The 21,959-nt window shown below is 60.2% G+C and carries 17 protein-coding genes; 7 read left to right on the forward strand and 10 right to left on the reverse strand.

All coding sequences use genetic code 11. The features are described from left to right. The first annotated feature begins 100 nt into the window (after positions 1-100). Positions 101-1,153: a sugar phosphate isomerase/epimerase family protein gene (locus tag ACFVTJ_RS12820; RefSeq protein ID WP_386907886.1), complete on the forward strand. Its 1,053-nt coding sequence runs from the start codon at positions 101-103 to the stop codon at positions 1,151-1,153. Between the two features lie 21 nt (positions 1,154-1,174). Beyond that, entirely contained in the window at positions 1,175-2,362 is a 1,188-nt protein-coding gene (locus ACFVTJ_RS12825) for a Gfo/Idh/MocA family protein (protein ID WP_386907888.1), read from the forward strand. 79 nt (positions 2,363-2,441) lie between these two features. Here ACFVTJ_RS12825 and ACFVTJ_RS12830 read toward each other — a convergent pair whose 3' ends face one another. Further along, positions 2,442-3,728, reverse strand: coding sequence for a glycerate kinase (locus ACFVTJ_RS12830; RefSeq protein ID WP_386907890.1), 1,287 nt, complete (start codon positions 3,726-3,728; stop codon positions 2,442-2,444). A gap of 4 nt (positions 3,729-3,732) precedes the next feature. Beyond that, a complete protein-coding gene (locus tag ACFVTJ_RS12835; RefSeq protein WP_386907892.1) occupies positions 3,733-4,089 on the reverse strand; it encodes a DUF1304 domain-containing protein in 357 nt (118 codons plus the stop codon). A 230-nt stretch (positions 4,090-4,319) separates the two neighbouring features. Here ACFVTJ_RS12835 and ACFVTJ_RS12840 point away from each other — a divergent pair, with 230 nt between their 5' ends. The 3 genes from ACFVTJ_RS12840 to ACFVTJ_RS12850 are packed head-to-tail and all read left to right on the forward strand — an operon-like array spanning position 4,320 to position 9,788. Further along, complete coding sequence (locus tag ACFVTJ_RS12840) at positions 4,320-5,084, forward strand: ImuA family protein (protein WP_386907894.1); 765 nt, start codon at positions 4,320-4,322, stop codon at positions 5,082-5,084. After that, complete coding sequence (locus ACFVTJ_RS12845) at positions 4,999-6,516, forward strand: Y-family DNA polymerase (protein ID WP_386907896.1); 1,518 nt, start codon at positions 4,999-5,001, stop codon at positions 6,514-6,516. The genes ACFVTJ_RS12840 and ACFVTJ_RS12845 overlap by 86 nt, the downstream gene beginning before the upstream one ends. Then, positions 6,513-9,788: an error-prone DNA polymerase gene (locus tag ACFVTJ_RS12850; RefSeq protein WP_386907898.1), complete on the forward strand. Its 3,276-nt coding sequence runs from the start codon at positions 6,513-6,515 to the stop codon at positions 9,786-9,788. The genes ACFVTJ_RS12845 and ACFVTJ_RS12850 overlap by 4 nt, the downstream gene beginning before the upstream one ends. 8 nt (positions 9,789-9,796) lie before the next feature. Here the strand turns inward: ACFVTJ_RS12850 and ACFVTJ_RS12855 are convergent, their stop codons facing one another. Continuing rightward, positions 9,797-10,735: an AraC family transcriptional regulator gene (locus ACFVTJ_RS12855; RefSeq protein WP_386907900.1), complete on the reverse strand. Its 939-nt coding sequence runs from the start codon at positions 10,733-10,735 to the stop codon at positions 9,797-9,799. A 196-nt stretch (positions 10,736-10,931) separates the two neighbouring features. On the opposite strand from ACFVTJ_RS12855, the gene ACFVTJ_RS12860 reads away from it, so the two are divergent. After that, positions 10,932-12,149, forward strand: coding sequence for an MFS transporter (locus ACFVTJ_RS12860; protein WP_386907902.1), 1,218 nt, complete (start codon positions 10,932-10,934; stop codon positions 12,147-12,149). 128 nt (positions 12,150-12,277) lie between these two features. Here ACFVTJ_RS12860 and ACFVTJ_RS12865 read toward each other — a convergent pair whose 3' ends face one another. From ACFVTJ_RS12865 to ytfQ, 5 genes are all read right to left on the reverse strand, one after another. After that, positions 12,278-13,012, reverse strand: a complete 735-nt coding sequence (locus ACFVTJ_RS12865; RefSeq protein WP_386907904.1) for a FadR/GntR family transcriptional regulator — start codon at positions 13,010-13,012, stop codon at positions 12,278-12,280. A gap of 17 nt (positions 13,013-13,029) precedes the next feature. Next, the gene (yjfF, locus tag ACFVTJ_RS12870; RefSeq protein WP_386907906.1) at positions 13,030-14,010 is read right to left on the reverse strand and encodes a galactofuranose ABC transporter, permease protein YjfF; all 981 of its coding nucleotides are present in this window, start codon (positions 14,008-14,010) and stop codon (positions 13,030-13,032) included. Then, positions 14,007-15,050 (reverse strand): ABC transporter permease, encoded by a 1,044-nt coding sequence (locus ACFVTJ_RS12875; RefSeq protein WP_386907908.1) that lies wholly within the window; start codon positions 15,048-15,050, stop codon positions 14,007-14,009. Before ACFVTJ_RS12875 ends, yjfF begins: the two co-directional genes overlap by 4 nt. Continuing rightward, positions 15,050-16,573, reverse strand: a complete 1,524-nt coding sequence (locus tag ACFVTJ_RS12880) for a sugar ABC transporter ATP-binding protein (RefSeq protein WP_386907910.1) — start codon at positions 16,571-16,573, stop codon at positions 15,050-15,052. The genes ACFVTJ_RS12875 and ACFVTJ_RS12880 overlap by 1 nt, the downstream gene beginning before the upstream one ends. 291 nt (positions 16,574-16,864) lie before the next feature. Beyond that, a complete protein-coding gene (gene ytfQ, locus ACFVTJ_RS12885; protein ID WP_386907912.1) occupies positions 16,865-17,824 on the reverse strand; it encodes a galactofuranose ABC transporter, galactofuranose-binding protein YtfQ in 960 nt (319 codons plus the stop codon). A 523-nt stretch (positions 17,825-18,347) separates the two neighbouring features. On the opposite strand from ytfQ, the gene ACFVTJ_RS12890 reads away from it, so the two are divergent. Further along, complete coding sequence (locus tag ACFVTJ_RS12890) at positions 18,348-20,159, forward strand: IlvD/Edd family dehydratase (RefSeq protein ID WP_386907914.1); 1,812 nt, start codon at positions 18,348-18,350, stop codon at positions 20,157-20,159. 325 nt (positions 20,160-20,484) lie between these two features. On the opposite strand, the gene ACFVTJ_RS12895 is transcribed toward ACFVTJ_RS12890, so the two are convergent. Next, positions 20,485-20,673, reverse strand: coding sequence for a hypothetical protein (locus ACFVTJ_RS12895; protein ID WP_386907916.1), 189 nt, complete (start codon positions 20,671-20,673; stop codon positions 20,485-20,487). Positions 20,674-20,837: 164 nt separating this feature from the next. Further along, positions 20,838-21,959 carry a pyridoxal-phosphate-dependent aminotransferase family protein gene (locus ACFVTJ_RS12900; protein ID WP_386907917.1) on the reverse strand — a complete coding sequence of 374 codons (1,122 nt, stop codon included), beginning with the start codon at positions 21,957-21,959 and terminating at the stop codon, positions 20,838-20,840.

A 21,959-nucleotide genomic window follows, 5' to 3' on the forward strand; every position in this document is an offset into this window, starting at 1 on the left:
TCGCTTTTGGGGCTTGTCTGAAAATCACGAGCGGTTAGCTTGGCGCTTGGGAAGTTGAGCGGGCAACCGCGTAACTGTATCGATGCAGGAGGAGATTTTAATGAGAACGATCAAGGGGCCGGGTCTTTTTCTCGGCCAGTTTGCCGGCGATGTTGCTCCCTTCAACAGCTGGGACAGCATTACCAAATGGGCAGCGGAAAAAGGCTATGCCGGTGTGCAGGTGCCAAGCTGGGCGGGCCAGCTGATCGATCTCAAAAAAGCGGCGGAATCGAAAGATTATTGCGACGAATTTGCCGGTGTTGCGCGCCAGAATGGCGTGGAAGTCACCGAGCTTTCCACGCACCTTCAGGGTCAGCTCGTTGCCGTTCACCCTGCCTACGACGAAGCCTTTGACGGTTTTGCTGCACCGGAAGTGCGTGGCAACCCCAAGGCACGCCAGGAATGGGCGGTGGAGCAGGTAAAGTTTGCGCTGAAAGCCTCAAGAAACCTCGGCATCAAGGCGCATGCGACGTTTTCCGGCGCGCTGGCCTGGCCTTTCGTCTACCCGTGGCCGCAGCGCCCGGCCGGTCTGGTGGAAACCGCCTTTGACGAGCTGGCGAAACGCTGGACGCCGATCCTCGATTATGCCGATGAGCAGGGCGTTGACGTCTGCTACGAAATTCATCCGGGTGAGGATCTGCACGACGGCGTGACGTTTGAAATGTTCCTGGAGCGCGTAAAGAACCACCCCCGCGCCAACATGCTCTACGACCCCTCGCATTACGTGCTGCAATGCCTCGACTATCTCGACAATATCGACATCTACAAAGACCGCATCAAGATGTTCCACGTCAAGGATGCGGAGTTCAATCCGACCGGGCGGCAGGGCGTTTACGGTGGGTACCAGGGCTGGGTGGAGCGGGCTGGCCGCTTCCGTTCGCTGGGTGATGGACAGGTGGATTTCGGCGCGATCTTCTCAAAAATGGCCGCCAATGATTTCGACGGCTGGGCTGTGGTCGAGTGGGAATGCGCGCTGAAACATCCTGAAGATGGTGCCCGCGAAGGAGCTGAATTCGTCAAGGCGCACATCATCCGCGTCACGGAAAAAGCCTTTGATGATTTCGCATCCGGTGGCACCGACGATGCGGCCAACCGCCGTATGCTTGGGCTTTGAAGGCATTGCAGGGGAAATATTATGGCTATTGAAGGAAAGACAACCGACAGGGCGAACAAGCGGATTCGCCTTGGCATGGTAGGTGGTGGTTCTGGCGCATTCATCGGCGGCGTTCACCGCATGGCGGCGCGGCTCGACAACCGCTTCGATCTCGTGGCAGGGGCCCTGTCATCGACACCGGAAAAATCTCTCGCTTCCGGCCGTGAATTGGGACTGGACGCCGAGCGTTGCTACGGCTCGTTCGAGGAAATGGCCGAGAAGGAAGCGCTGCGCGAGGATGGTATCGAGGCGGTTGCGATCGTCACGCCCAATCATGTGCATTATCCGGCGGCGAAAGCGTTTCTGGAACGCGGCATCCATGTCATCTGCGACAAGCCGCTGACTTCCAATCTGGAAGACGCGAAGAAGCTGAAAGACGTGGCCGACAAGGCCGATGCGCTGTTCATCCTGACGCATAACTACACCGGTTATCCGATGGTGCGGCATGCGCGCGAACTGGTGGAGTCGGGCGCTCTCGGTACGATCCGTTTGGTGCAGATGGAGTATCCGCAGGACTGGTTGGCGGAACCCATTGAGCAGACGGGCGCGAAACAGGCCGTCTGGCGCACGGACCCGGCCCAATCGGGTGCAGGCGGTTCCACCGGCGATATCGGAACACACGCCTATAATCTCGGCTGCTTCATTTCCGGTCTGGAAGTCGACGAGCTGGCGGCAGATGTGCACACCTTCGTCGAAGGCCGCCGGCTGGATGACAACGCGCATGTGATGCTTCGCTTCAAGCCGAAGGACGGCAAGCAGGCGGCCAAGGGGTTGCTCTGGTGCAGCCAGGTTGCGGTCGGTCATGAAAACGGGCTGAAAGTTCGTGTGTATGGTGACAAGGCTGGCATCGAATGGACCCAGGCCGATCCGAACTATCTCTGGTTCACGAAACTCGGCGAGCCGAAACAGTTGATCACCCGCGGCGGTGCAGGCGCAGGGGCTGCCGCAGCACGCGTCACCCGCATTCCATCGGGCCACCCGGAAGGCTACCTCGAAGCATTTGCCACCATCTATACGGAAGCGGCCCACGCCATCGAGGCGCGCCGCGACGGCTCGTCGCTGGACAAGGCCGTGGTTTATCCGACCGTGGATGACGGGGTCAAAGGCGTCGCTTTCGTCACGGCCTGCATTGAGTCCGGCAAAAACAATGGCGGCTGGGTAAAGCTCTAATACTCAAGACTTTTTGCGGCCTGTATCCTATCGACAGGCCGCATTAAAAAACACCGTTACACGGTGGTCGCTATCAAGCCTACCCGATCAAAATCGCCCTGATATCATTCACATTGGTCAGCGTTGGACCGGTCACGACAAGATCGCCGACCGCTTTGAAGGCGGTGTAACTGTCGTGGTTTACGAGCGACTGACGCGGATCGATACTGGCTGCGCGCATGCGGGCAAGCGTATCCGGTGTCACCACGGCACCTGCCGCATCCTCCACGCCATCTATGCCGTCGCTATCGCCGGCAATGGCCCAGATGCCGTCCGCACCCTTCAGCGTCAACGCAAGGCTCAGCAGAAACTCCGTGTTGCGGCCACCCTTGCCGGCCGGTCCCTTGCCGCCAACTCCCCTGTTCAGCGTGACCGTGGTTTCGCCGCCGGAAAGCAGCACGGCCGGGCCTTTGACCGGCAAGCCCTTGCGGCTGGCGGAAAGGGCGATGCCGGCCATGACGGCGCCGACATCTTTGGACTCGCCTTCCAGTGAATCACCGAGGATGAGTGGCGTAAGACCAAGCTTCTCAGCCTCTTCCGCCGCTGCCTGCAGGGCAAGCGAGGGGGCCGCGATCATCCTGACATCCTCGTCGATATCGCCGGCCTTCGGTGTTTCCTCGCCTTTTTCCAGAACCCTGCGTACGGTTTCGGGAAGGTCGAGCGCATAACGCGAGACGATTTCCCGTACGGTTTCAATGTCGCTCGGATCGGCAACCGTCGGGCCGGAGGCGATCTCGGAGGGGTCGTCACCCGGTACGTCGGAAATCAGCAGCGAAACTACCTTGGCCGGTTTGGCGGCCAAAGCCAGCCGCCCGCCCTTGATGCGGGAGAGGTGCTTGCGCACGGCGTTCATTTCCGAAATCGTCGCACCGCTGGCAAGCAAAGCACGATTGACGGCCATCTTGTCGGCAAGCGTCATGCCTTGGGCTGGCGCCACCATCAGCGCCGAACCGCCACCGGAAATCAGCGCGATCACCATATCGTCGGCTGTCAGCCCCTCGACGGCGGCGAGAATGCGTTTCGCGGCTTCCGCACTTTTATCATCGGGTACGGGATGGGAGGCCTCGATAATCTCGATGCGTGAGGTTGGGACGGCATGGCCGTAACGGGTGACCACCACACCGGAAAGATCAACATGCGGCCATGCCGTTTCCAGCGCGGCGGCCATGGCGGCTGAGGCTTTGCCTGCGCCGACGACTACACAGCGACCCTTGGGCGGCGAGGGGAGATGCCGTTGCAACACTTTCGCCGGATCGGCGCTTGCGACTGCCACCATGAATATCCGGTTGAGGGCGTCTTTGGCGCGGCTGTCATTCCATGCGGTCATCGGTTCATACTCCAATCCAGAGCGCGCCAAGCGCCAAAACGGCGGGCAGCGCCTGAATGAACAGGATTTTCACTGTATTGGCGGTAACGGCGCCGAAAATACCGGCCACCAGAACGCAGATAAGGAAAAACACCTTGAAGCTCAGCCCGGCATCGCCCTGCATGAGCCCATAGATCAGCCCGGCTGCCAGAAACCCGTTATAAAGCCCCTGATTGGCGGCAAGAACCTTGGTCTGCCGGGCAAAGTCCGCCGAAAGACCGAAGGCCTTGCGGCCAGCGGGCTTTTCCCACAGCAGCATTTCCAGAATGACGATGTAGATATGGATGGCCGCAACCACGGCAATCAGAATGCTGGCGATCATCGGCGGTTTCCTCCAAAACCCTGATGTCCGTGGCTCATCGGTTCTCGTGAGAAGAACGGCAGCGAGCGGACAATTCCGTTTTAACGGCGAGATGAAACGCTGCAAGGGCAGAATCCTGTCTTCCCGTGCAAACTGTTGATGAGCGGCAGTCTGTTGCTTGACTCTTTGCTGAAATAGGAACAAAACAAGAACAATAAGATTGAAAACCCGGAATTGAAACCCCTCATGCCATGCAAAAGCGCGCGGACCAGTTACTCGTTGTCGAAGAGCTGCGTGAAAGGCTTGAAAGGATCGGTAACGGCCCTGAGCGGCTGCACGAGACCCTGCCTTTCGGCGTGGATGCCATCGACCATCACCTGCCGGGAGGCGGGCTGAAGCTCGGTTGCCTGCATGAGCTGAGCGGTGGTGGCAACGGCGCTGCCGATGGCGCGGCGGCAGCCTTGTTTGCTGCCGGTGTGGCGGCGCGGCTTTCCGGCAAGGTTTTATGGTGTGTCACCCGCAGGGATCTGTTCATGCCGGGGCTGACGCAGGCCGGCCTGTCACAGAACCGGCTCATCATCGTTGAATGCCGCGATGAGAAAGGCGTGCTCGACTGTTTCGAGGAGGGTTTGCGCTGCAATGGTTTCGGCGCGGTGATGGGCGAAGTGGCTAAACTGCCGATGACCGCCTCGCGACGGCTGCAGCTGGCGGCGGAAACCTCTGGGGTTACCGGCATCGCCATCCGCCGATTTCGGCGTGCGGCAGATGCGGCGCTGTTCGGTGAGCCGACTGCGGCGGTGACCCGCTGGCGTATCTCCGTGCGGCCCTCGTCGCCCCTGCCGGTGCCGGGGGTGGGCAGGCCGCGCTGGTTGCTGGAGCTTTTGCGATGTCGCGGCGGTGAAAGCGCTGAATTTGAAGTGGAAGCCTGTGATGCAAAGGGTCGTCTCGCTCTACCTGCCGACATGGCCGACGGATCGTTTCCGGCGTCTTTTGGGAGAGAACGCGCCGCCGGCTGAAAAGCCGTTGGTCATGATTGGCCGCCAGGGTAGCCGCCGACTGGTGCTGGCGCTCGACAAGGCGGCAAAGGCGGCGGGCATCCGCCCCGGCACGCCGGTCAGCAAGGCGCAGGCGCTGGTGCCGGGCCTCCTCGTTGAAGATCTGGATGCGGCTGGTGATGCCCGTGCCCTGCAGCAGCTGGCCTTTCATTTCCTGCGCATCTATGCACCCATCGTGGCCGCTGATTCACCGGACGGGCTGGTTCTGGACACGGCGGGTTCGGACCATCTGCACGGCAATGAGACGCTGATGCTGAGCGGCATGGTCAACCGCCTGCATGCCGCAGGCTTTGCCGCCCGCGCCGCCATTGCCGATAGCTGGGGAGCGGCCCATGCGCTGGCGCGTTTTGGCCGTGAGGCGATGAGCATCGTGCCGCCGGGCGGGCAGCGTGTGGCGATCAGCGGTCTGCCGCTTGCTGCGTTAAGGCTGGAGGAGCGTATCGTTTCCGGGCTGAAGGTGCTCGGTTTCCGCAGCATCGGCGAGCTTGCAGAAGCCCCGCGCGCGCCGCTGACCCTGCGTTTCGGCCCCGAACTCGTTCGCCGTCTTTCCCAGGCTCTCGGCGAGATCGGCGAACCCATAGAGCCGGTGCGTGTGGCCGAACTGGTGGAGGTACGGCGCGCCTTTCCCGAGCCGATCGCGGCGGCGGAGACGATTGCCCGTTATAGCCAAAAGCTGGTTGCCGAACTTTGCGTCGCGCTGGAAAAGCGCGGCCTCGGCGCGCGCCGGGTCGATCTGGTGCTGCACCGGGTGGATAGCGGCCTGCAGGCCATACGAGCCGGCACGTCCAGACCGGTGCGCGATGTCAAACAGCTTGTCCGGCTTTTGACCGACCGTATCGACACCATCGATCCCGGCTTCGGCATCGAGATGATGGTGCTGACTGCCACCCATGCCGAGCCGCTTGTCGCCGCGCAGGCCCGTTCCTCGCTTCTGGAGGAAGGCCGTGCGGATATCGCCGATACGGTCGATGTCATCCTCAATCGCGGCCACCGGGTCTATCGTCATGCGGCGGTGGCGAGCGATGTGCCGGAACGTTCTCTGACCCAGGTTGCGGCGCTTGCCCCTGATGATACGCTCGGCTGGCCCGGCCACTGGCCACGCCCGGTCAGGCTTTTTGCAAGGCCGGAACCCATCGAGACGCTTGCGCTGCTGCCGGATCATCCGCCGCGTTATTTCCTCTGGAAGGGCGTGCGCCATAATGTCAGGCGCGCCGACGGGCCGGAACGGGTGTTCGGCGAATGGTGGAAACGCGACCGGGAAAAGGCCGCCGTGCGCGATTATTTCATGGTGGAAAACGAAGGCGGCGAGCGCTTCTGGATTTTCCGCTCAGGCGATGGCGAACATGTCGAGACTGGTTCTCAGGGCTGGTTCATTCACGGGGTCTTCGCATGAGTGCGCCGCGTTATGCCGAACTTCAGGTGACCACGCATTTTTCCTTCCTGCGGGGTGCAAGCTCCTGTGACGAGCTTTTCGAACAGGCCAAAAGCCTCGGCATCGAGGCGCTTGGTATCGTGGACCGCAACAGCCTTGCGGGCATTCCCCGCGCTTACGAAGCCGCCAATAATCATGGCATACGCCTCGTCATCGGCTGCCGGCTCGATCTGGACGATGATCTTTCCGTGCTCGCCTATCCCATGGATCGCCCGGCTTACGGGCGGCTTTGCCGGCTGCTTTCCGTCGGCAAGAAAAGGGGCGGCAAGGGTAAATGCCGGTTGGCTTGGGACGATCTCGTTGCCTATGGCGAAGGCCTGATCGTCGTATTGCTCGCTGACCTCGCGGATGATCTCTGCGCGCTTCGCCTGCGACGTCTCAAAGCTGCCTTTGCCGACCGGGCCTATATGGCACTCAGCCTCAGAAGACGCCCCAACGACCAGATGCGGCTTTTCGAACTGTCAGAGATGGCGCAGGTCGCAGGTGTACCGACTGTTGTCACGAATGACGTGCTCTTTCATGTGCCGGAGCGGCGCATGCTGCAGGATGTCGTCACCTGCATAAGGCACAATTGCACCATCGATGAGGCCGGTTTCCGCCGCGAGCGCCACGCCGACCGCTATATGAAGCCGCCGGAAGAGATGCACCGGCTGTTTGCCCGTTACCCTGAAGCGCTCTCCCGCAGCCTTGAAATTGCGAAACGCTGCAAATTTTCGCTGAAGGAACTGGTCTATCAATATCCCGAGGAGCGCAGCCTGCCGGGGCTGACGGCGCAGCAGGCGCTGGAGAAGATGGTATGGGAAGCTGTGTCTAAACGTTATCCGCATGGCGCCCCTGAAAAGGTGGAAAAGGCGCTGCACCACGAGCTTGGCCTGATCGGCAGGTTGGAATACGCCCCTTATTTCCTGACGGTGAATGCTATCGTCCAATTTGCCCGGGGGGAGGATATTCTCTGTCAGGGACGCGGCTCGGCGGCCAATTCGGTGGTGTGTTACGTGCTTGGAATCACCGCCATTGATCCCCTCAAGGTTGACCTCCTGTTCGAACGTTTCGTTTCGGAAGAACGACGCGAACCGCCTGATATCGACGTAGATTTTGAGCACCAGCGGCGCGAGGAGGTCATTCAGTGGGTTTATGATACCTATGGTCGGGACAAGGCCGCCCTGTGTTCGGTCGTCACCCGTTATCGCGGGCGTGGGGCGTTACGCGATGTCGGCAAGGTTCTGGGCCTGCCGGAAGACTTGACGAAACTCCTCTCATCGCAGGTCTGGCGCTGGAGCGAGGGGGTGGGTGAAAACCAGGTGAAGGAACTGAACCTCAACATGGAGGATCGTCGCCTTAAGCTTGCCTTTGAACTGGCCAATCAACTTGTCGGCACACCGCGCCATCACAGCCAGCATCCCGGCGGCTTTGTGCTGACCCATGACCGGCTGGACGAGCTGGTGCCAATCGAACCCGCCGCCATGGATGATCGCCAGATCATCGAATGGGATAAGGATGATATTGATATTGTGAAGTTCATGAAGATGGACTGTCTGGCGCTCGGCATGCTTTCCTGCATGAAGCGAGGCTTCAATATGCTGGAGGAGCGTTATGGGAAGAAATACGATCTCACTTCCATGCCGGATGATGATCCCTCAACCTTCAAAATGATCCAGAAGGCCGATACGCTGGGCACCTTCCAGATCGAAAGTCGGGCGCAGATGTCGATGCTGCCACGTCTGAAACCGAAAAAATTCTACGACCTCGTCATACAGGTGGCCATTGTTCGCCCCGGCCCCATTCAGGGAGATATGGTGCATCCGTATCTGCGTCGCCGAGATGGAAAGGAAAAAGAGGATTATCCGAAGCCGGAGCTTAAAAATGTGCTGGGCAAGACGCTCGGCGTACCCCTTTTCCAGGAACAGGCGATGCGCGTCGCCATCGAATGCGCCGGGTTTTCACCCGGTAAGGCGGATCAGTTGCGCCGCGCCATGGCCACCTTCAAGAATGTCGGCACCATCTCCAAATTCAGGCAGGATTTGATCGATGGCATGGTGAAGCGCGAGTATGACAAAGAATTCGCCGAACGCATCTTCAAGCAGCTGGAAGGCTTCGGCAGTTATGGTTTCCCCGAAAGCCATGCGGCTTCCTTCGCGCTGATTGCTTACGCCTCGTCATGGCTGAAATGCCATCATCCCGATATTTTCTGTACGGCACTTCTCAACTCGCAGCCCATGGGTTTTTACGCCCCGGCGCAGATTGTGCGTGATGCGCGTGATCATGGTGTCGAGGTGCGTCCGGTCTGCGTTAATAACAGCCGCTTCGATTGTGCGCTGGAGCCTACGGGTAAGAAGAATGGCAAGGGTGAGGAACACTTTGCCGTGCGGCTTGGCCTGCGCATGGTGAAGGGGCTTTCCAATGACCATGCTGCAAAAATCGTCGCCGCCCGGCAGGATCGGCCTTTCGCCTCCGTCGACGATCTGTGGCGAAGGGCGGGTGTTCCGGCCGCCGCCCTTGTCTGTCTCGCCGAAGCCGATGCCTTTCTGCCATCGCTTTCGCTTGCCAGGCGCGAGGCGCTCTGGGCCATCAAGGCCCTGCGGGATGAGCCGCTGCCGCTTTTCGCCGCCGCTGCCATCAGGGAAAATGCCGTTATCGAAGAGCTTCAGGAGCCCTCCGTTGCGCTCAGGCCCATGACTGATGGTGGCGAGGTGGTGCAGGATTACGGTCATGTGGGGCTGACGCTGCGCGAACATCCCCTGACCTTCCTGCGGCGCGATCTTTCCCGCCGCCGCATCGTCACCTGTGCGGAGGCGGTGCGCGTTCGGGATGGCACATGGCTGGAAACGGCGGGTCTGGTGCTGGTGCGCCAGCGCCCAGGCTCGGCAAAGGGCGTGATCTTCATGACGCTGGAGGACGAGACGGGCATTGCCAATGCGGTGCTGTGGGTCAAGACCTTCGAAAAATACCGCCGCGTGGTGTTGTCAGCCGGCATGGTCGGCATTTACGGCAAGATCCAGCGGGAAGGTGAGGTGGTGCATCTTGTCGCCCACCGGCTGAGCGATCTGTCGGACGCCTTGGCAAGCGTGGGCGAGCGTAACCACCCCTTTCCTCTACCGCATGGGCGCGGTGATGAGTTTCATCGCGGCATTCCGCCGGATGATCATCGCACCATCAGGAAGCGTCCGCCGCCTGCCATGGATGATGCGGAAGCGGTGGAGCGGATAAAGGTCATTTCCCGCAATTTTCATTGAGGTGGATTTTACGCGGCATCCTCCAGCGCGGCCGTATCCTTCCTGCGGAACTGGCTGGGTGGCGCGCCGATCACGCGTTTGAAGGCGCGGCTGAAGGAAGCTTCAGAATCATAACCGAGCTTTTCTGCCGCCATCGTCACCCGCATGCCTTCGCGCAGCCACAGCCGTGCCTGGTGCATCCGCACACGCACCACATAACGCGCCGGGCTTTCACCCACAATGCGCGTGAAACGTTCCGCAAAACTGGAGCGGGATGCGCCCATCAGCGAGGCGAGTTCCTCCACGCTCCAGTCCTTTTCGGGTTTGAGATGGATGGCGGCAAGCACCCGCCCGAGTTCGGGGTTGCGCACGGCGGCGAGCCAGCCGCTGGAATCGCCGCAACCATGCTCCACCCATGTGCGGATCAGGGTCGCGGTCAACACATCGGCAAGCCTTGCCAGAATGCCACCCGCGCCGACGCGGTTCAGTTCCACCTCGCGCGTCATGGCTTCCAGCAAATGCGGAATGGCCGGATCGCTTTTAGCCAGATCGCTGGTCAGCATCACATCCGGCATCAGCTGCAAGAGCGGATGCAGATTGTCCATGTTGAAACGCATGGAGGCGGTGAAGGCAATGGTATCCCCACCGGCCTCCGCGCATTCCATGTCAAAAATGCCCTGGCAGACTTCCTTCTTGCCGAACCGGTCGAAAAGGACGGGCTTCACATTCTCGCTGCTGCCCAGCACATGGGCGTGGCCACGGGGCAGAAGAACGGCATCGCCGCATGTCAGCGTCAGCCACTCGCCGGAAGGCTTCTGCAGCTTCGCCTGACCGACGCCAATGAAATGAAACCGGGCCGCGTCCTGTTCGGGAAAAGCAGTCGCCCAAGGGGTCGCCATGCGGCAGCGGCCATATTCCACGCCGTCGAGCCTCAGGCCACGCAGCATTTCCGTCAGGGCATCGTTCATGGCAGCTCTCGCAAATTCGGACGATCGGTTAAGGAATGTGGATTTTCTAGCATGGAAACGCCAGGCTGTCACGCGTAGCCTTCACGGTATCGATTTACATGTGGTGAACCGGCCTCCCACCGGTTTTTACCGTTCGCCTTCATCTTCGCTTTTTTGTTTCAGAACGTATTCGGGGAATGCGTATCAGGAGATTTTCATGAACACTCGGACCATAAACGAACTCGAATATGTGCCGCGTCAAACGGAGCCGGATGCGAAGTGGGCCGCCGTGGTTTCGCTCGCGCTTGGCGTCTTCGGACTGGTGACGGCCGAATTTCTGCCTGTCAGCCTTCTGACGCCGCTTTCGGCCGATCTTGCCGTCAGTTCCGGCATTGCCGGTCAGTCCATCACCGTCACGGCGCTGGTTGCGGCGGTCGCTGGCCCGGGCGTCGTCATCGGCACACGCAGTATCGACCGCCGCTGGACGTTGCTGGGGCTCACCACGCTGCTGATCGTTTCCAGCGCGCTGGCCGCCCTTGCCAATGGCCTCGTCATGCTGTTTGCCTCGCGCGTCCTGCTGGGTATCGGCCTTGGTGGCTTCTGGGCCATGTCGGCGGCGCTGGCCCTTCGGCTCGTGCCACTTGATAAGATGCCGCGCGCCATGGCCATTATCCTGACAGGGGTTTCCGTCGCCACTGTTTGTGCCGCGCCGGTGGGTGCGTGGATCGGCGCGACGCTCGGCTGGCGTTCGGCCTTCGTCGTTTCGGGCGCTCTCGGTGTCATCGCGCTCATCGTGCAATTGCTGACCATGCCCTCGCTACCGCCGGCTGGCGCTCCCGGACTTTCCACCATGTTCCGGCTGCTGCAGCGTCCGCAGGTCCGCATCGGACTCCTGACGACACTCTTCATCGTCGCGGCCCATTTTGCCGGCTTCACCTATGTCCGTCCCTTCCTGGAAAATGTGACGGGATTTGGCGTCGAGGCTATTTCACTTGTGCTTCTGGCTTATGGTATCGGTGGCTTTTTCGGCAATCTCTTTGGTGGGTTCCTTGCCGAGAAAAACACGGCGTGGGCGGTAACCTTCGCCGCAACTTTGATTGCCGCCTCGGCTTCCGTTCTGGTCATTGCGGGTGCGGCACCCCTGATTGCCAGCCTTGCCATAGCCTCCTGGGGTTTTGCCTTCGGCGCGGTGCCGGTCAGCGTGCAGAGCTTTATAACCCGGGCCGCTTCCGATGAGGCGGAAAGCGCCGGCGCACTGCTGCTCACCACATTCCAGATCGCCATTTCCAGCGGTGCGGTTCTGGGTGGTCTGCTGATCGATCTTCATGGGGCGATCATGGTCTTCGTCTTCGTGGCGGTCTCCGCCCTTCTCGGCGCATCGCTGATGGCATCACGCCGGGGCGTGGTGCCGCAGGTCGAGGCTTCGCAGGGTTAAGGTAAAACCTGAAGCAAACAGGCCCGCAGGAATACGGGCCTTAATATTTACCAAGCCCTTGCCGGTCCTTCTTCCCCTTTTGGGAGCAAGCGGCAAAAGGCAGTCGCTCCTGCCGGATGGCTGCGTCTTCAAACCGTCTTGATCGCCTTCTGCGTCCGGTCCTTACCCACCTCGATCACATGCCGCATGGCTTTCACAGCCGCATCCGCATCGCGCGCCGCAATCGCATGCACGATGCGCAGATGGTTGGACGCGATCTCGGCTATGGTGCCGGGCGAGGCGGCGGGCGATGAAAGCTGGAAGGAAATGGCAAGTGCGGCTTCGATCAGCCCGCTTGCCGAGCGCATGAAGGGGTTGCCGGACATATGCGCCACTGCCAGGTGGAATTCGAGATCGACCTTGGCGATGGTTTCCGGCGTGTGTTTCGGATTGTCGAATTTGGCGGCGATGACATAGAGCGACACGATGTCGTCGTTGGAGGCCTGCAGGGCCGCCGCAGCTGCCGCTGCCGGCTCCAGCGCGAGGCGGATTTCCGCCAGATGCTTGACGAATTCCTGGTCTATGCCTGCTTCGCAGCGCCAGCCCAGCACGTCGGGATCAAAGAAGTTCCAGCTTGAACGATCAAGAACGCGGGTGCCGACCTTGGCCTTTGGTTCCACCAGCCGCTTGGCCGCCAGCGTCTTCATGGTTTCGCGCAAAACCGTGCGCGAAACGCCGAAGCGCATGGAAAGTTCGGCATCATTGGGCAGTAGGGAGCCTTCCGCAATTCTGCCCGAGACGATGGCGCTGCCGAGTTCGGAGACCACATGGGCGTGGCTGTTCCGGCGTTTTCGCCCGCTTATCGTCGTTTCGAGCAGCCCCAATAAAGCCTCCGTTTGCGTTATGCCGGATGTGGTCCGGCCAGTCTCCTGTTTGAATACCAGATGATTGCGCGCTGCAACACGATGAAGACGAAAAGCAGCACGCCAATGACGATTTTCGTCCACCAGGATGACAGTGTGCCGTCAAAAACGATGTAGGTCTGGATCAACCCCTGGATCAGCAGGCCGATGAAGGTTCCGGCCACCAGTCCCGTGCCGCCCGTCAGAAGTGTGCCGCCAATGACGACGGCAGCGATGGCATCCAACTCCACCCCCACGGTCGCCAGTGAATAACCCGACGAGGTATAGAGCGTGTAGACGATGCCGGCGAGGCCGGAGAGGAAGCCTGACAGCGCATAGATGCCAATGGTCGTGCGGCCGATCGGCACGCCCATCAGTTCGGCCGATTGCGGGTTGCCACCCAGCGCGTAGACATTGGCGCCGAAGCGGGTGCGGCTGGCGATCAGCATACCGGCGGCAAAGACGAGAATCATCACCATGGCGAGCGCCGTCAGCCGGCCGCCCCCCGGAAAGCGGAAATAAAAGCCCTGGATCTCGTCGATGAAAGGGTGCGAAATCGGCACCGATTGCGTGGAGATCAGATAGGCAGCACCGCGCGCCAGAAACATGCCCGCCAGCGTGACCACGAAGGGCGGTATGGACAGAAAACGTATCATCGCTCCCATCAGGCAACCGAACAGCGTAGAGACAACGAGCACGATGGCGAAGGCCAGAAGGGGATGAATATTATAGGTGCCGACCATGACGGCCACGAAAACGCTGGTGAAGGCGATGACCGAGCCGATGGAGAGATCGATACCGCCCGACAGGATGACGAAGGTCATGCCGACGGCGGCAATGCCGAGAAAGGCATTGTCGGTCAGAAGATTGCCGATCACCCGTGTCGACAGGATCGACGGATATTGCAGCACGCACAGCAGATAGGCGATCACGAAAATCGTCAGCGTGGTGAGGAAGGGCAGATTGCGGCTATGGATCATTGCGCGGTTCCTTCCTTTGTCATGCCGTTGGCAGCAGCCGGTTTTGCGTGCGGCTTGGGCGATCTGACGAAGCCTAGAACCGCCATGATTGCCGGGGACTGCAGTGTCAGCACGACCATGATGATGCCGGCCTTGATGATGAGGTTGAATTCCGGTGGGAAACCGGAGACCAGAATGCCGGTATTGATGGTCTGGATGATCAGAGCGCCGATCAGCGATGCGGTGATGGAGAAGCGGCCGCCATTCAGCGATGTGCCGCCGATTACCACTGCCAGGATCGCATCCAGTTCCAGCCACAGCCCGGCATTGTTGGCATCCGCGCCACGAATATCCGCAGTCACGATCATGCCAGCGATCGCCGCACAGAGGCCGGAAACGGCATAAACGAAAAACAAGAGAAAGCGTGCTCTAACCCCGGCAAGGGCTGCCGCGCGACGATTGATGCCGGTCGCCTCGATCAGAAAGCCGAGCGCGCTCTTGCGCACCAGAACGCCGATCACCAGAGCCGCCGCCACCCAGATGATGACGGGCAAGGGAACACCTGCAAAGGAGCCTGAGCCGATGGCGGCAAAGCCGTCATCGTTGAAGGTGAGGATGACACCCTCGGTGATGAGCTGAGCAATGCCGCGTCCCGCCACCATCAGGATCAACGTCGCGATGATCGGCTGGATATCGAGAAGGGCAACCAGCACGCCGTTCCAAAGGCCGCAGGCAATGCCGACTGCAAGCGAGACGGCAAGGACGGTGGGTATGGAATGGCCGTTGCTGATGAGCGTGGCGGCAACCGCGCCGCAAATGGCGATCACCGCGCCAATCGACAGATCGATACCTTTGGTCGCGATGACAAGTGTCATGCCGATGGTCAAAAGCGCCACGGGGGCTGCACGCACGAGAATATCGACCAGACTGCCGTAGAGCCTGCCGTTCTGGAACGAAACATTCAGAAAACCAGGCGAAATGATTGTAATCGCCGCCAGAATGATGAAGAGGGCGGCAAGCTGCGGTGCCAGCCTTTTAAGGCGTCGTGTTATGGCCACCATCACGCAGCCTCCGTTTTCGCCGCATCGGCGATCGCCCGCATGATGTTGTCGGCGGTGACTTCGCCTCCCTTCAACTCGCTGACGTGGCGGCGGTCTGACAGCACGACGACGCGGTGGGCAACGGCGGTAAGCTCTTCGAGTTCGGAGGAAATGACGACAAGCGACATGCCCTCGGTGCAGAGTTTTTCGATCATTTTGAGAATTTCTGCATGTGCGCCGATATCGATGCCGCGGGTCGGTTCATCGAGGATCAGAAGCCGGGGATGGGTGGCGAGCCAGCGGGCCAGAATGGCTTTCTGCTGGTTGCCGCCGGACAGGAATTTTATCGGCCGGTTGGGATCGGCCGGACGAATATCGAGCGACTTGATGAAGCTCTCGGCAAGCTCCGCCTTCTGCCGGCGCGACAGCGGTCGTGCCCAGCCCTGCCGGGCCTGAAGTGCCAGGGCAATATTGTCGGTCACCGAAAAGTCGCCGATGATGCCGTCCGTTTTGCGCTCTTCCGGGCAGAAGCCGAAACCGGCGGTGATCGCCGCTTCGGGTGAGGAAATTGCCACCGTCTTTCCGTCTATCATGGCCTTGCCGGTGTCGGGCTTGTCGACGCCGAACAGCAGGAACGCCGTTTCGGTGCGGCCGGAGCCGAGAAGACCGGCGACGCCAACGATTTCACCGGGGCGAATGCCGAGATCGAAGGGAGCAATGCTGCCGCGTTTACCGTAACCTTCGAAACGGATCGGCGGTTCGCCGTCCGCAACCGTATCGTCGGCCGCCTGATGCTCATGGGTGATGTGCTGCAGTTCGCGGCCCAGCATCATCGCAATGAGTTCGGATTTCGGCAGGCTGCCGATCTCACGCGTGCCGACGAGGCGACCATTGCGCAGAACCGTCACGCGGTCGGCGATATCATAGACCTGATTGAGGAAATGGGTGATGATGATGATACCGATGCCGCGGGCGCGCAGGTTTCTCAACACCCCGAACAACATCTCGACTTCATGGGCGTCGAGGCTGGCGGTCGGTTCGTCCAGCACCAGCACCTTGCCGGAAAGATCGACGGCGCGGGCAATGGCTATGATCTGGCGGATGGCGACGGAATAGCTGGAGAGCAGGGCGTTGACGTCGATGGAAAGACCGTATTGCGCCAGCAGCGCCTGGGATTGCCGCTGCATCGAGGCCCGGTCGATCATGCCGAAGCGGTGTGGCTGGCGGCCGAGAAACAGATTTTCGGCAACCGTCAGATTTTCGAGAAGGTTCACTTCCTGATAGACGGTGCCGATACCGAGCGCCTGCGCCTCGCCAACATTGGCGGGCGATATCTCTGAGCCCTCCAGAAAGATCGAGCCGCTGTCGCGGTGATAAACGCCGGTCAGGATTTTGATGAGCGTCGATTTGCCCGCGCCGTTTTCGCCCAGCAGCGCATGGATTTCACCGCGCCCGAGCGAAAAATCGACCCCATCGAGCGCCGTGATCCCGAGAAAGGATTTGCCGATGACGCGTGCGTCCAGAAGAGAGGCGGTTTCGGGCATGAGTTAATTCCGTATGGATATGGGTCTGGCGATTCAAAGCGCAGAGTGATCTCACATGGAGTGAGCGGATGCCGCCTGTTTCTTCTCCCCGCCGGGGAGAAGGTGGCCGGAAGGGGCGGATGAGTTGGTAACGGTGCCGGATTTCGGAGAGCTTGCCCCCTCATCCCGCTGCCGCGGACTTCTCCCCGGCGGGGAGAAGAAGCAAGCCTCATCCGCTCGCTTCATATACGATCGTTCTGCAGCCTGGGCGGAAACGGCGCAGCTCCTGCGCCGTTTCCCCGAGAAAATGGCTTAGTAGCCCAGGCCCTTCTTCGCCTCGTAGACCTTCATCGGGTCGTCAGATGCCGTGTAGAGCTTGGATTCAGTCTGAATCCACTTCGCCGGAGCCTTCTTGTCTTTCAGATAGGCTTCGAGCGCGTCGAATGCCGGGCCTGCCATGTCTGGCGTCAGTTCCACCGTTGCATTGGCTTCACCGGCGGCCATGGCCTTGAAGATATCAGGAACGGCATCGATGGAGACGACCTTGATATCGGTTCCGGGCTTCAGACCGGCTTCCTTGATGGCCTGGATTGCGCCGACGGCCATATCGTCATTATGGGCGTAAACGGCGCAGATATCCTTACCGCCGCCTTCGGCCTTGATGAAGCTTTCCATCACTTCCTTGCCCTTGGTGCGGGTGAAGTCACCCGTCTGCGAGCGCACGATCTTGATATTGGCGTGCGAAGCAATAGCCTCTTCGAAGCCCTTCTTGCGGTTGATGGCGGGCGAAGAACCGGTCGTACCCTGGAGCTCGACGACCTTGCAGTCCTTCGAACCCACATCCTTGACCAGCCAGTCGCCGGCAACCTTGCCTTCGTGAACCTGGTCCGAAGTGACCGCCGTCAGATAAAGATCATCCGGCGCTTCGATCTGGCGATCGAGCAGGATGACGGGGATCTTTTCTTCCTTGGCTTCCTTCAGCACGGCGTCCCAGCCCGTTGCGACGACGGGTGCGATCAGGATCGCATCGACGCCCTGCGCGATGAAGCCGCGAACGGCCTTGATCTGGTTTTCCTGCTTCTGCTGCGCGTCGGCGAATTTCAGCGTGACACCGCGCTTTTCGGCCTGCTGTTTGGTGACGGTGGTTTCAGCCGCGCGCCAGCCGGATTCCGAACCGATCTGCGAGAAGCCGACGGTGAGCGATTTTGCGGAAACACTTGAAGCGAGGCACAGCGAAACGGCGACAGTGACTGCCGCGAGAGCTTTTCTCATCTTATTCCTCCCAGAGATGATGTCAGCGTGACGACCACACTATGAGCATATAGTAATACTCTTGAAAAGAGGAATTTTCGTATGTTCCACTTTTAACGTGACGGAAAAATCACGTATTTTTGAAATAAGTTAATAAAAATCAATATGATAACATATTCATGTTTTCTGGTTCGAATAGACGATGTCGCCACCCGTTCAAACGCTATATCGCTTGACAGGATACAATGACGTCTAATAGTAATACAAATAAGAAGATGATTTTTGCCGGGATTCTGGGTCGCAGGACTCATGATTGAACCGGCAAAATGGGAGGGAGATTCCGTTGCGCAGTCCCGCGATGGCCTTAAATGCCGAAAAATATTCGGCTAAAGCCGAAGAGCAGCCCAATGCCACTCGTCTGGGCCTGCACTGTCGGTTATGCGTGATCTCCGAAACGCTGATTCCATTTTTCTTGCGCACAACATAAGCTTGTCGCAATTCGTAATATTTTACCGTTGGCCACTTCCGGCTGGAGACCCGCATCATGACGACATCTGAAAATCTTCCTGCAACTCAGGGCAAGCTCCGTTCGCGTGCCTGGTTCGACAATCCTGCCAATGCGGACATGACCGCGCTTTATCTCGAGCGCTACATGAACTTCGGTCTCAGCCAAGCCGAGCTTCAGTCCGACCGCCCGATCATCGGTATCGCGCAGACGGGTTCCGACCTTTCCCCTTGCAACCGTCACCACCTGGAACTGGCAAACCGCCTGCGTGAAGGCATCCGTGAGGCCGGTGGTATTGCCATCGAATTCCCGGTGCATCCGATCCAGGAAACCGGCAAGCGTCCGACGGCCGGCCTCGACCGCAACCTGGCTTACCTCGGCCTCGTGGAAGTGCTTTATGGTTACCCGCTCGATGGCGTCGTGCTGACCATCGGCTGCGACAAGACCACGCCTGCCTGTCTTATGGCGGCGGCCACCGTGAACATTCCAGCCATCGCCCTTTCCGTCGGCCCCATGCTGAACGGCTGGTTCCGCGGTGAACGCACCGGCTCCGGCACCATCGTCTGGAAGGCACGCGAACTGCTGGCCAAGGGCGAGATCGACTATCAGGGCTTCGTCAAGCTCGTCGCCTCGTCGGCTCCGTCGACCGGCTATTGCAACACCATGGGCACGGCAACGACCATGAATTCGCTTGCCGAAGCGCTCGGCATGCAGCTCCCCGGCTCCGCCGCCATCCCGGCGCCTTACCGTGATCGTCAGGAAGTCTCGTACCTCACCGGCCTGCGCATCGTCGAAATGGTCAAGGAAGACCTGAAGCCTTCCGATATCATGACCAAGGATGCCTTCATCAACGCCATCCGCGTCAATTCGGCCATCGGTGGTTCCACCAACGCGCCGATTCACCTGAACGGCCTTGCCCGCCATGTCGGCGTCGAGCTGACCGTGGATGACTGGCAGACCTATGGTGAAGACGTGCCGCTGCTCGTCAACCTGCAGCCCGCTGGCGAATATCTCGGCGAGGACTATTACCATGCCGGCGGCGTTCCCGCTGTCGTCAACCAGCTTATGAACCACGGACTGATCATGGAAGACGCCATGACGGTCAACGGCAAGACCATCGGCGACAATTGCCGTGGTGCGATCATCGAAGACGAGAAGGTCATCCGCCCCTATGAGCAGCCGCTCAAGGAGCGCGCCGGCTTCCGCGTGCTGCGCGGCAACCTGTTCTCCTCCGCCATCATGAAGACGAGCGTGATCTCGGAAGAGTTCCGCAATCGTTATCTCTCCAACCCTGATGATCCGGAAGCCTTCGAAGGCCGCGCCGTGGTGTTCGATGGTCCGGAAGATTACCATCACCGCATCGACGATCCGTCGCTCGGCATCGACGCCAATACCGTTCTCTTCATGCGCGGTGCAGGCCCGATCGGTTATCCGGGTGCAGCGGAAGTTGTGAACATGCGCGCGCCGGATTATCTTCTGAAGCAAGGTGTCAGTTCGCTGCCCTGCATCGGTGATGGCCGTCAGTCCGGCACGTCGGGCAGCCCGTCGATCCTCAATGCCTCGCCGGAAGCGGCGGCCGGCGGCGGTCTCGCCGTCCTGCAGACGGGCGACCGTGTCCGCATCGATGTGGGCCGCGGCCAGGCGGATATCCTGATTTCTGGTGAAGAACTGGCCAAGCGTTACGAGGCTCTGCATGCAGAGGGTGGCTACAAGTTCCCTGACCACCAGACGCCATGGCAGGAAATCCAGCGCGGCATCGTCAGCCAGATGGAAACCGGCGCGGTTCTGGAACCGGCGGTCAAGTACCAGCGCATCGCCCAGACCAAGGGCCTGCCGCGCGACAACCACTAAGGCGGAGCCGCCATACTCGCGCTTTTCTCATCAGCCCCGGGTTTACGATCGGGGCTGAAACGTTTTGGGAGATCAGCGCGGTTGGGATGTCGTAACCGGGCAACGACTTGCGAGGACAAACGAGAAGAGACGAGCTTACCGATTCTTCTCCCAGCCGGGGAGAAGGTGGCCCGAAGGGCTGGATGAGGGAGCAACGTCGCCGGATTTAGGAGAGCCAGCCTCCTCATCACTCTGCCGAGGACTTCTCCCCGGCGGGGAGAAGAAACAAGCGGCACCCGCTCACTTAACCAAAAGTAAGGGGCGAGAGTAGGCCAGATTCACAAGTTCAGATCACCGGATAAAGAGACCAGAAGAACAGTTCATATTCCTGGTCACGATCGTCGTCATGCTGTTCGTTGTCCGGTCTGCGCGGTGTTTTGTCCTGAAACTCGGTCTCCACCCGGTCATTGACGACGGGCATTCTTCGGCCGATGCCAAAGAGGTCAAAGGAGAGCATATTGAACCCTGCTACCATGGCCAGTTCCCTTCTTCACGCGAGTTAACGGTGTGTTAAGTTTCGCGCGTTGCCATGATTTCGTCAAGATTGACCGAGGAATTTGTCTACTATTTTTAACAACAATGTCGTGATGAGCGTTTCACCGGTGCCGGATTTCACGCAATGAATGTTTGTTGGTGCCGTCAAATGTCTTTCGAGGCGGCCTCGGAATAGCTCTTTTTTTCGGCCGCTTCCAGTGCGGAATCGGTATCGGTGGCATGGCCGAGGTTTTTCAGGGCACCTGAGACGGCAGCGATATTGGCTTTCACCGCCTGCGGATGCGCACGCCGGCCGGTGTGGTTGAGCCTTATCAGCCGTTCCGCGCCGGGGCCGACCCCGGCGGAAATATCCGCGCCATGCTCCTTCGATACAGCGGCGAGAAACGCTCCGGTTTCGACGGTATCCGGCAGGATCGCCGTGGAAACGAGGGCTGACGCGTGTGCGTCTTCCACCCAGTTTGTGATGCCGAGTGCCCTGATGCCATGACGGGTGGCTGCTGCTGCCCGCATATGGCGCTCATTGGCGGCTGGCAGACCCTCCGCCTCGATCCTGTCGAGTGCTGCTTCCAGCGCGTAAAATTCCAGCGGCGCCGGCGTTCCGGGCAGCGCGCCACGGCCGGCATCCAGCCAGAGCTGCTTCTGGTCGAGTAGCGAGAGCATCGAGTTGGTGGGCGCTTTGTCGTGCGAAAGAAGCTCCCATGCTTTTGGGCTGACCGAAATGGCGGATACGCCGGCAGGGCCGGCCAAGGCCTTCTGCGGCCCGATGACGGCGATATCGATGCCCAGCCTGTCGACCTCGAAGGCATGACCGCCGATTGAGGCGACGGCATCAACCAGCGTGACGACGCCTCTTTCCTGCGCCAGCGCGGCAATGGCGGGCAGGGGGTTGAGAATGCCACTTGCCGATTCCGCATGTACGATGGCGAGAAGATCGAAGCCCGGCCCGTCATCCAGCGCCCGCTCGACTTCTCCCAGCGTCACTGGCTTTGCCGGGCTTGCCGTCAGATTGATCACCGTTGCGCCGCCGCGTTCCAGCCAGCCGCCGAACCATGCGCCATAGGGGCTGGTGACGATGTTGAGCGCCCTCAGCCCCGGTCGCGCAAGGCTTGTCGCTGCCGCCTCCAGCGCTAGCACGGCTTCCGCCTGTATCAGCAGCACGTCATTTTTTGTTGCCATCAAGGCCGCCAGCCGGTCGGCCAGCACGGCGTAACGCTCGGCGGGGAAAGCGGGCGGGTCGAGAAGCAATGCGTAATCCGGGGCGGGCAT

It is taken from the genome of Agrobacterium sp. NPDC058088, from assembly GCF_042885035.1.
Classification (GTDB): domain Bacteria; phylum Pseudomonadota; class Alphaproteobacteria; order Rhizobiales; family Rhizobiaceae; genus Agrobacterium.

Excerpts from the sequence above, each read along its gene's own strand:
- ACFVTJ_RS12820 (WP_386907886.1), top strand. The coding sequence starts at position 101 with ATGAGAACGATCAAGGGGCCGGGTCTTTTTCTCGGCCAGTTTGCCGGC.
- ACFVTJ_RS12825 (WP_386907888.1), top strand. The coding sequence starts at position 1,175 with ATGGCTATTGAAGGAAAGACAACCGACAGGGCGAACAAGCGGATTCGC.
- ACFVTJ_RS12830 (WP_386907890.1), bottom strand. The coding sequence starts at position 3,728 with ATGACCGCATGGAATGACAGCCGCGCCAAAGACGCCCTCAACCGGATA.
- ACFVTJ_RS12835 (WP_386907892.1), bottom strand. The coding sequence starts at position 4,089 with ATGATCGCCAGCATTCTGATTGCCGTGGTTGCGGCCATCCATATCTAC.
- ACFVTJ_RS12840 (WP_386907894.1), top strand. The coding sequence starts at position 4,320 with ATGCAAAAGCGCGCGGACCAGTTACTCGTTGTCGAAGAGCTGCGTGAA.
- ACFVTJ_RS12845 (WP_386907896.1), top strand. The coding sequence starts at position 4,999 with ATGCAAAGGGTCGTCTCGCTCTACCTGCCGACATGGCCGACGGATCGT.
- ACFVTJ_RS12850 (WP_386907898.1), top strand. The coding sequence starts at position 6,513 with ATGAGTGCGCCGCGTTATGCCGAACTTCAGGTGACCACGCATTTTTCC.
- ACFVTJ_RS12855 (WP_386907900.1), bottom strand. The coding sequence starts at position 10,735 with ATGAACGATGCCCTGACGGAAATGCTGCGTGGCCTGAGGCTCGACGGC.
- ACFVTJ_RS12860 (WP_386907902.1), top strand. The coding sequence starts at position 10,932 with ATGAACACTCGGACCATAAACGAACTCGAATATGTGCCGCGTCAAACG.
- yjfF (WP_386907906.1), bottom strand. The coding sequence starts at position 14,010 with ATGATCCATAGCCGCAATCTGCCCTTCCTCACCACGCTGACGATTTTC.
- ACFVTJ_RS12875 (WP_386907908.1), bottom strand. The coding sequence starts at position 15,050 with ATGGTGGCCATAACACGACGCCTTAAAAGGCTGGCACCGCAGCTTGCC.
- ACFVTJ_RS12880 (WP_386907910.1), bottom strand. The coding sequence starts at position 16,573 with ATGCCCGAAACCGCCTCTCTTCTGGACGCACGCGTCATCGGCAAATCC.
- ytfQ (WP_386907912.1), bottom strand. The coding sequence starts at position 17,824 with ATGAGAAAAGCTCTCGCGGCAGTCACTGTCGCCGTTTCGCTGTGCCTC.
- ACFVTJ_RS12890 (WP_386907914.1), top strand. The coding sequence starts at position 18,348 with ATGACGACATCTGAAAATCTTCCTGCAACTCAGGGCAAGCTCCGTTCG.
- ACFVTJ_RS12895 (WP_386907916.1), bottom strand. The coding sequence starts at position 20,673 with ATGGTAGCAGGGTTCAATATGCTCTCCTTTGACCTCTTTGGCATCGGC.
- ACFVTJ_RS12900 (WP_386907917.1), bottom strand. The coding sequence starts at position 21,959 with ATGCCCGCCCCGGATTACGCATTGCTTCTCGACCCGCCCGCTTTCCCC.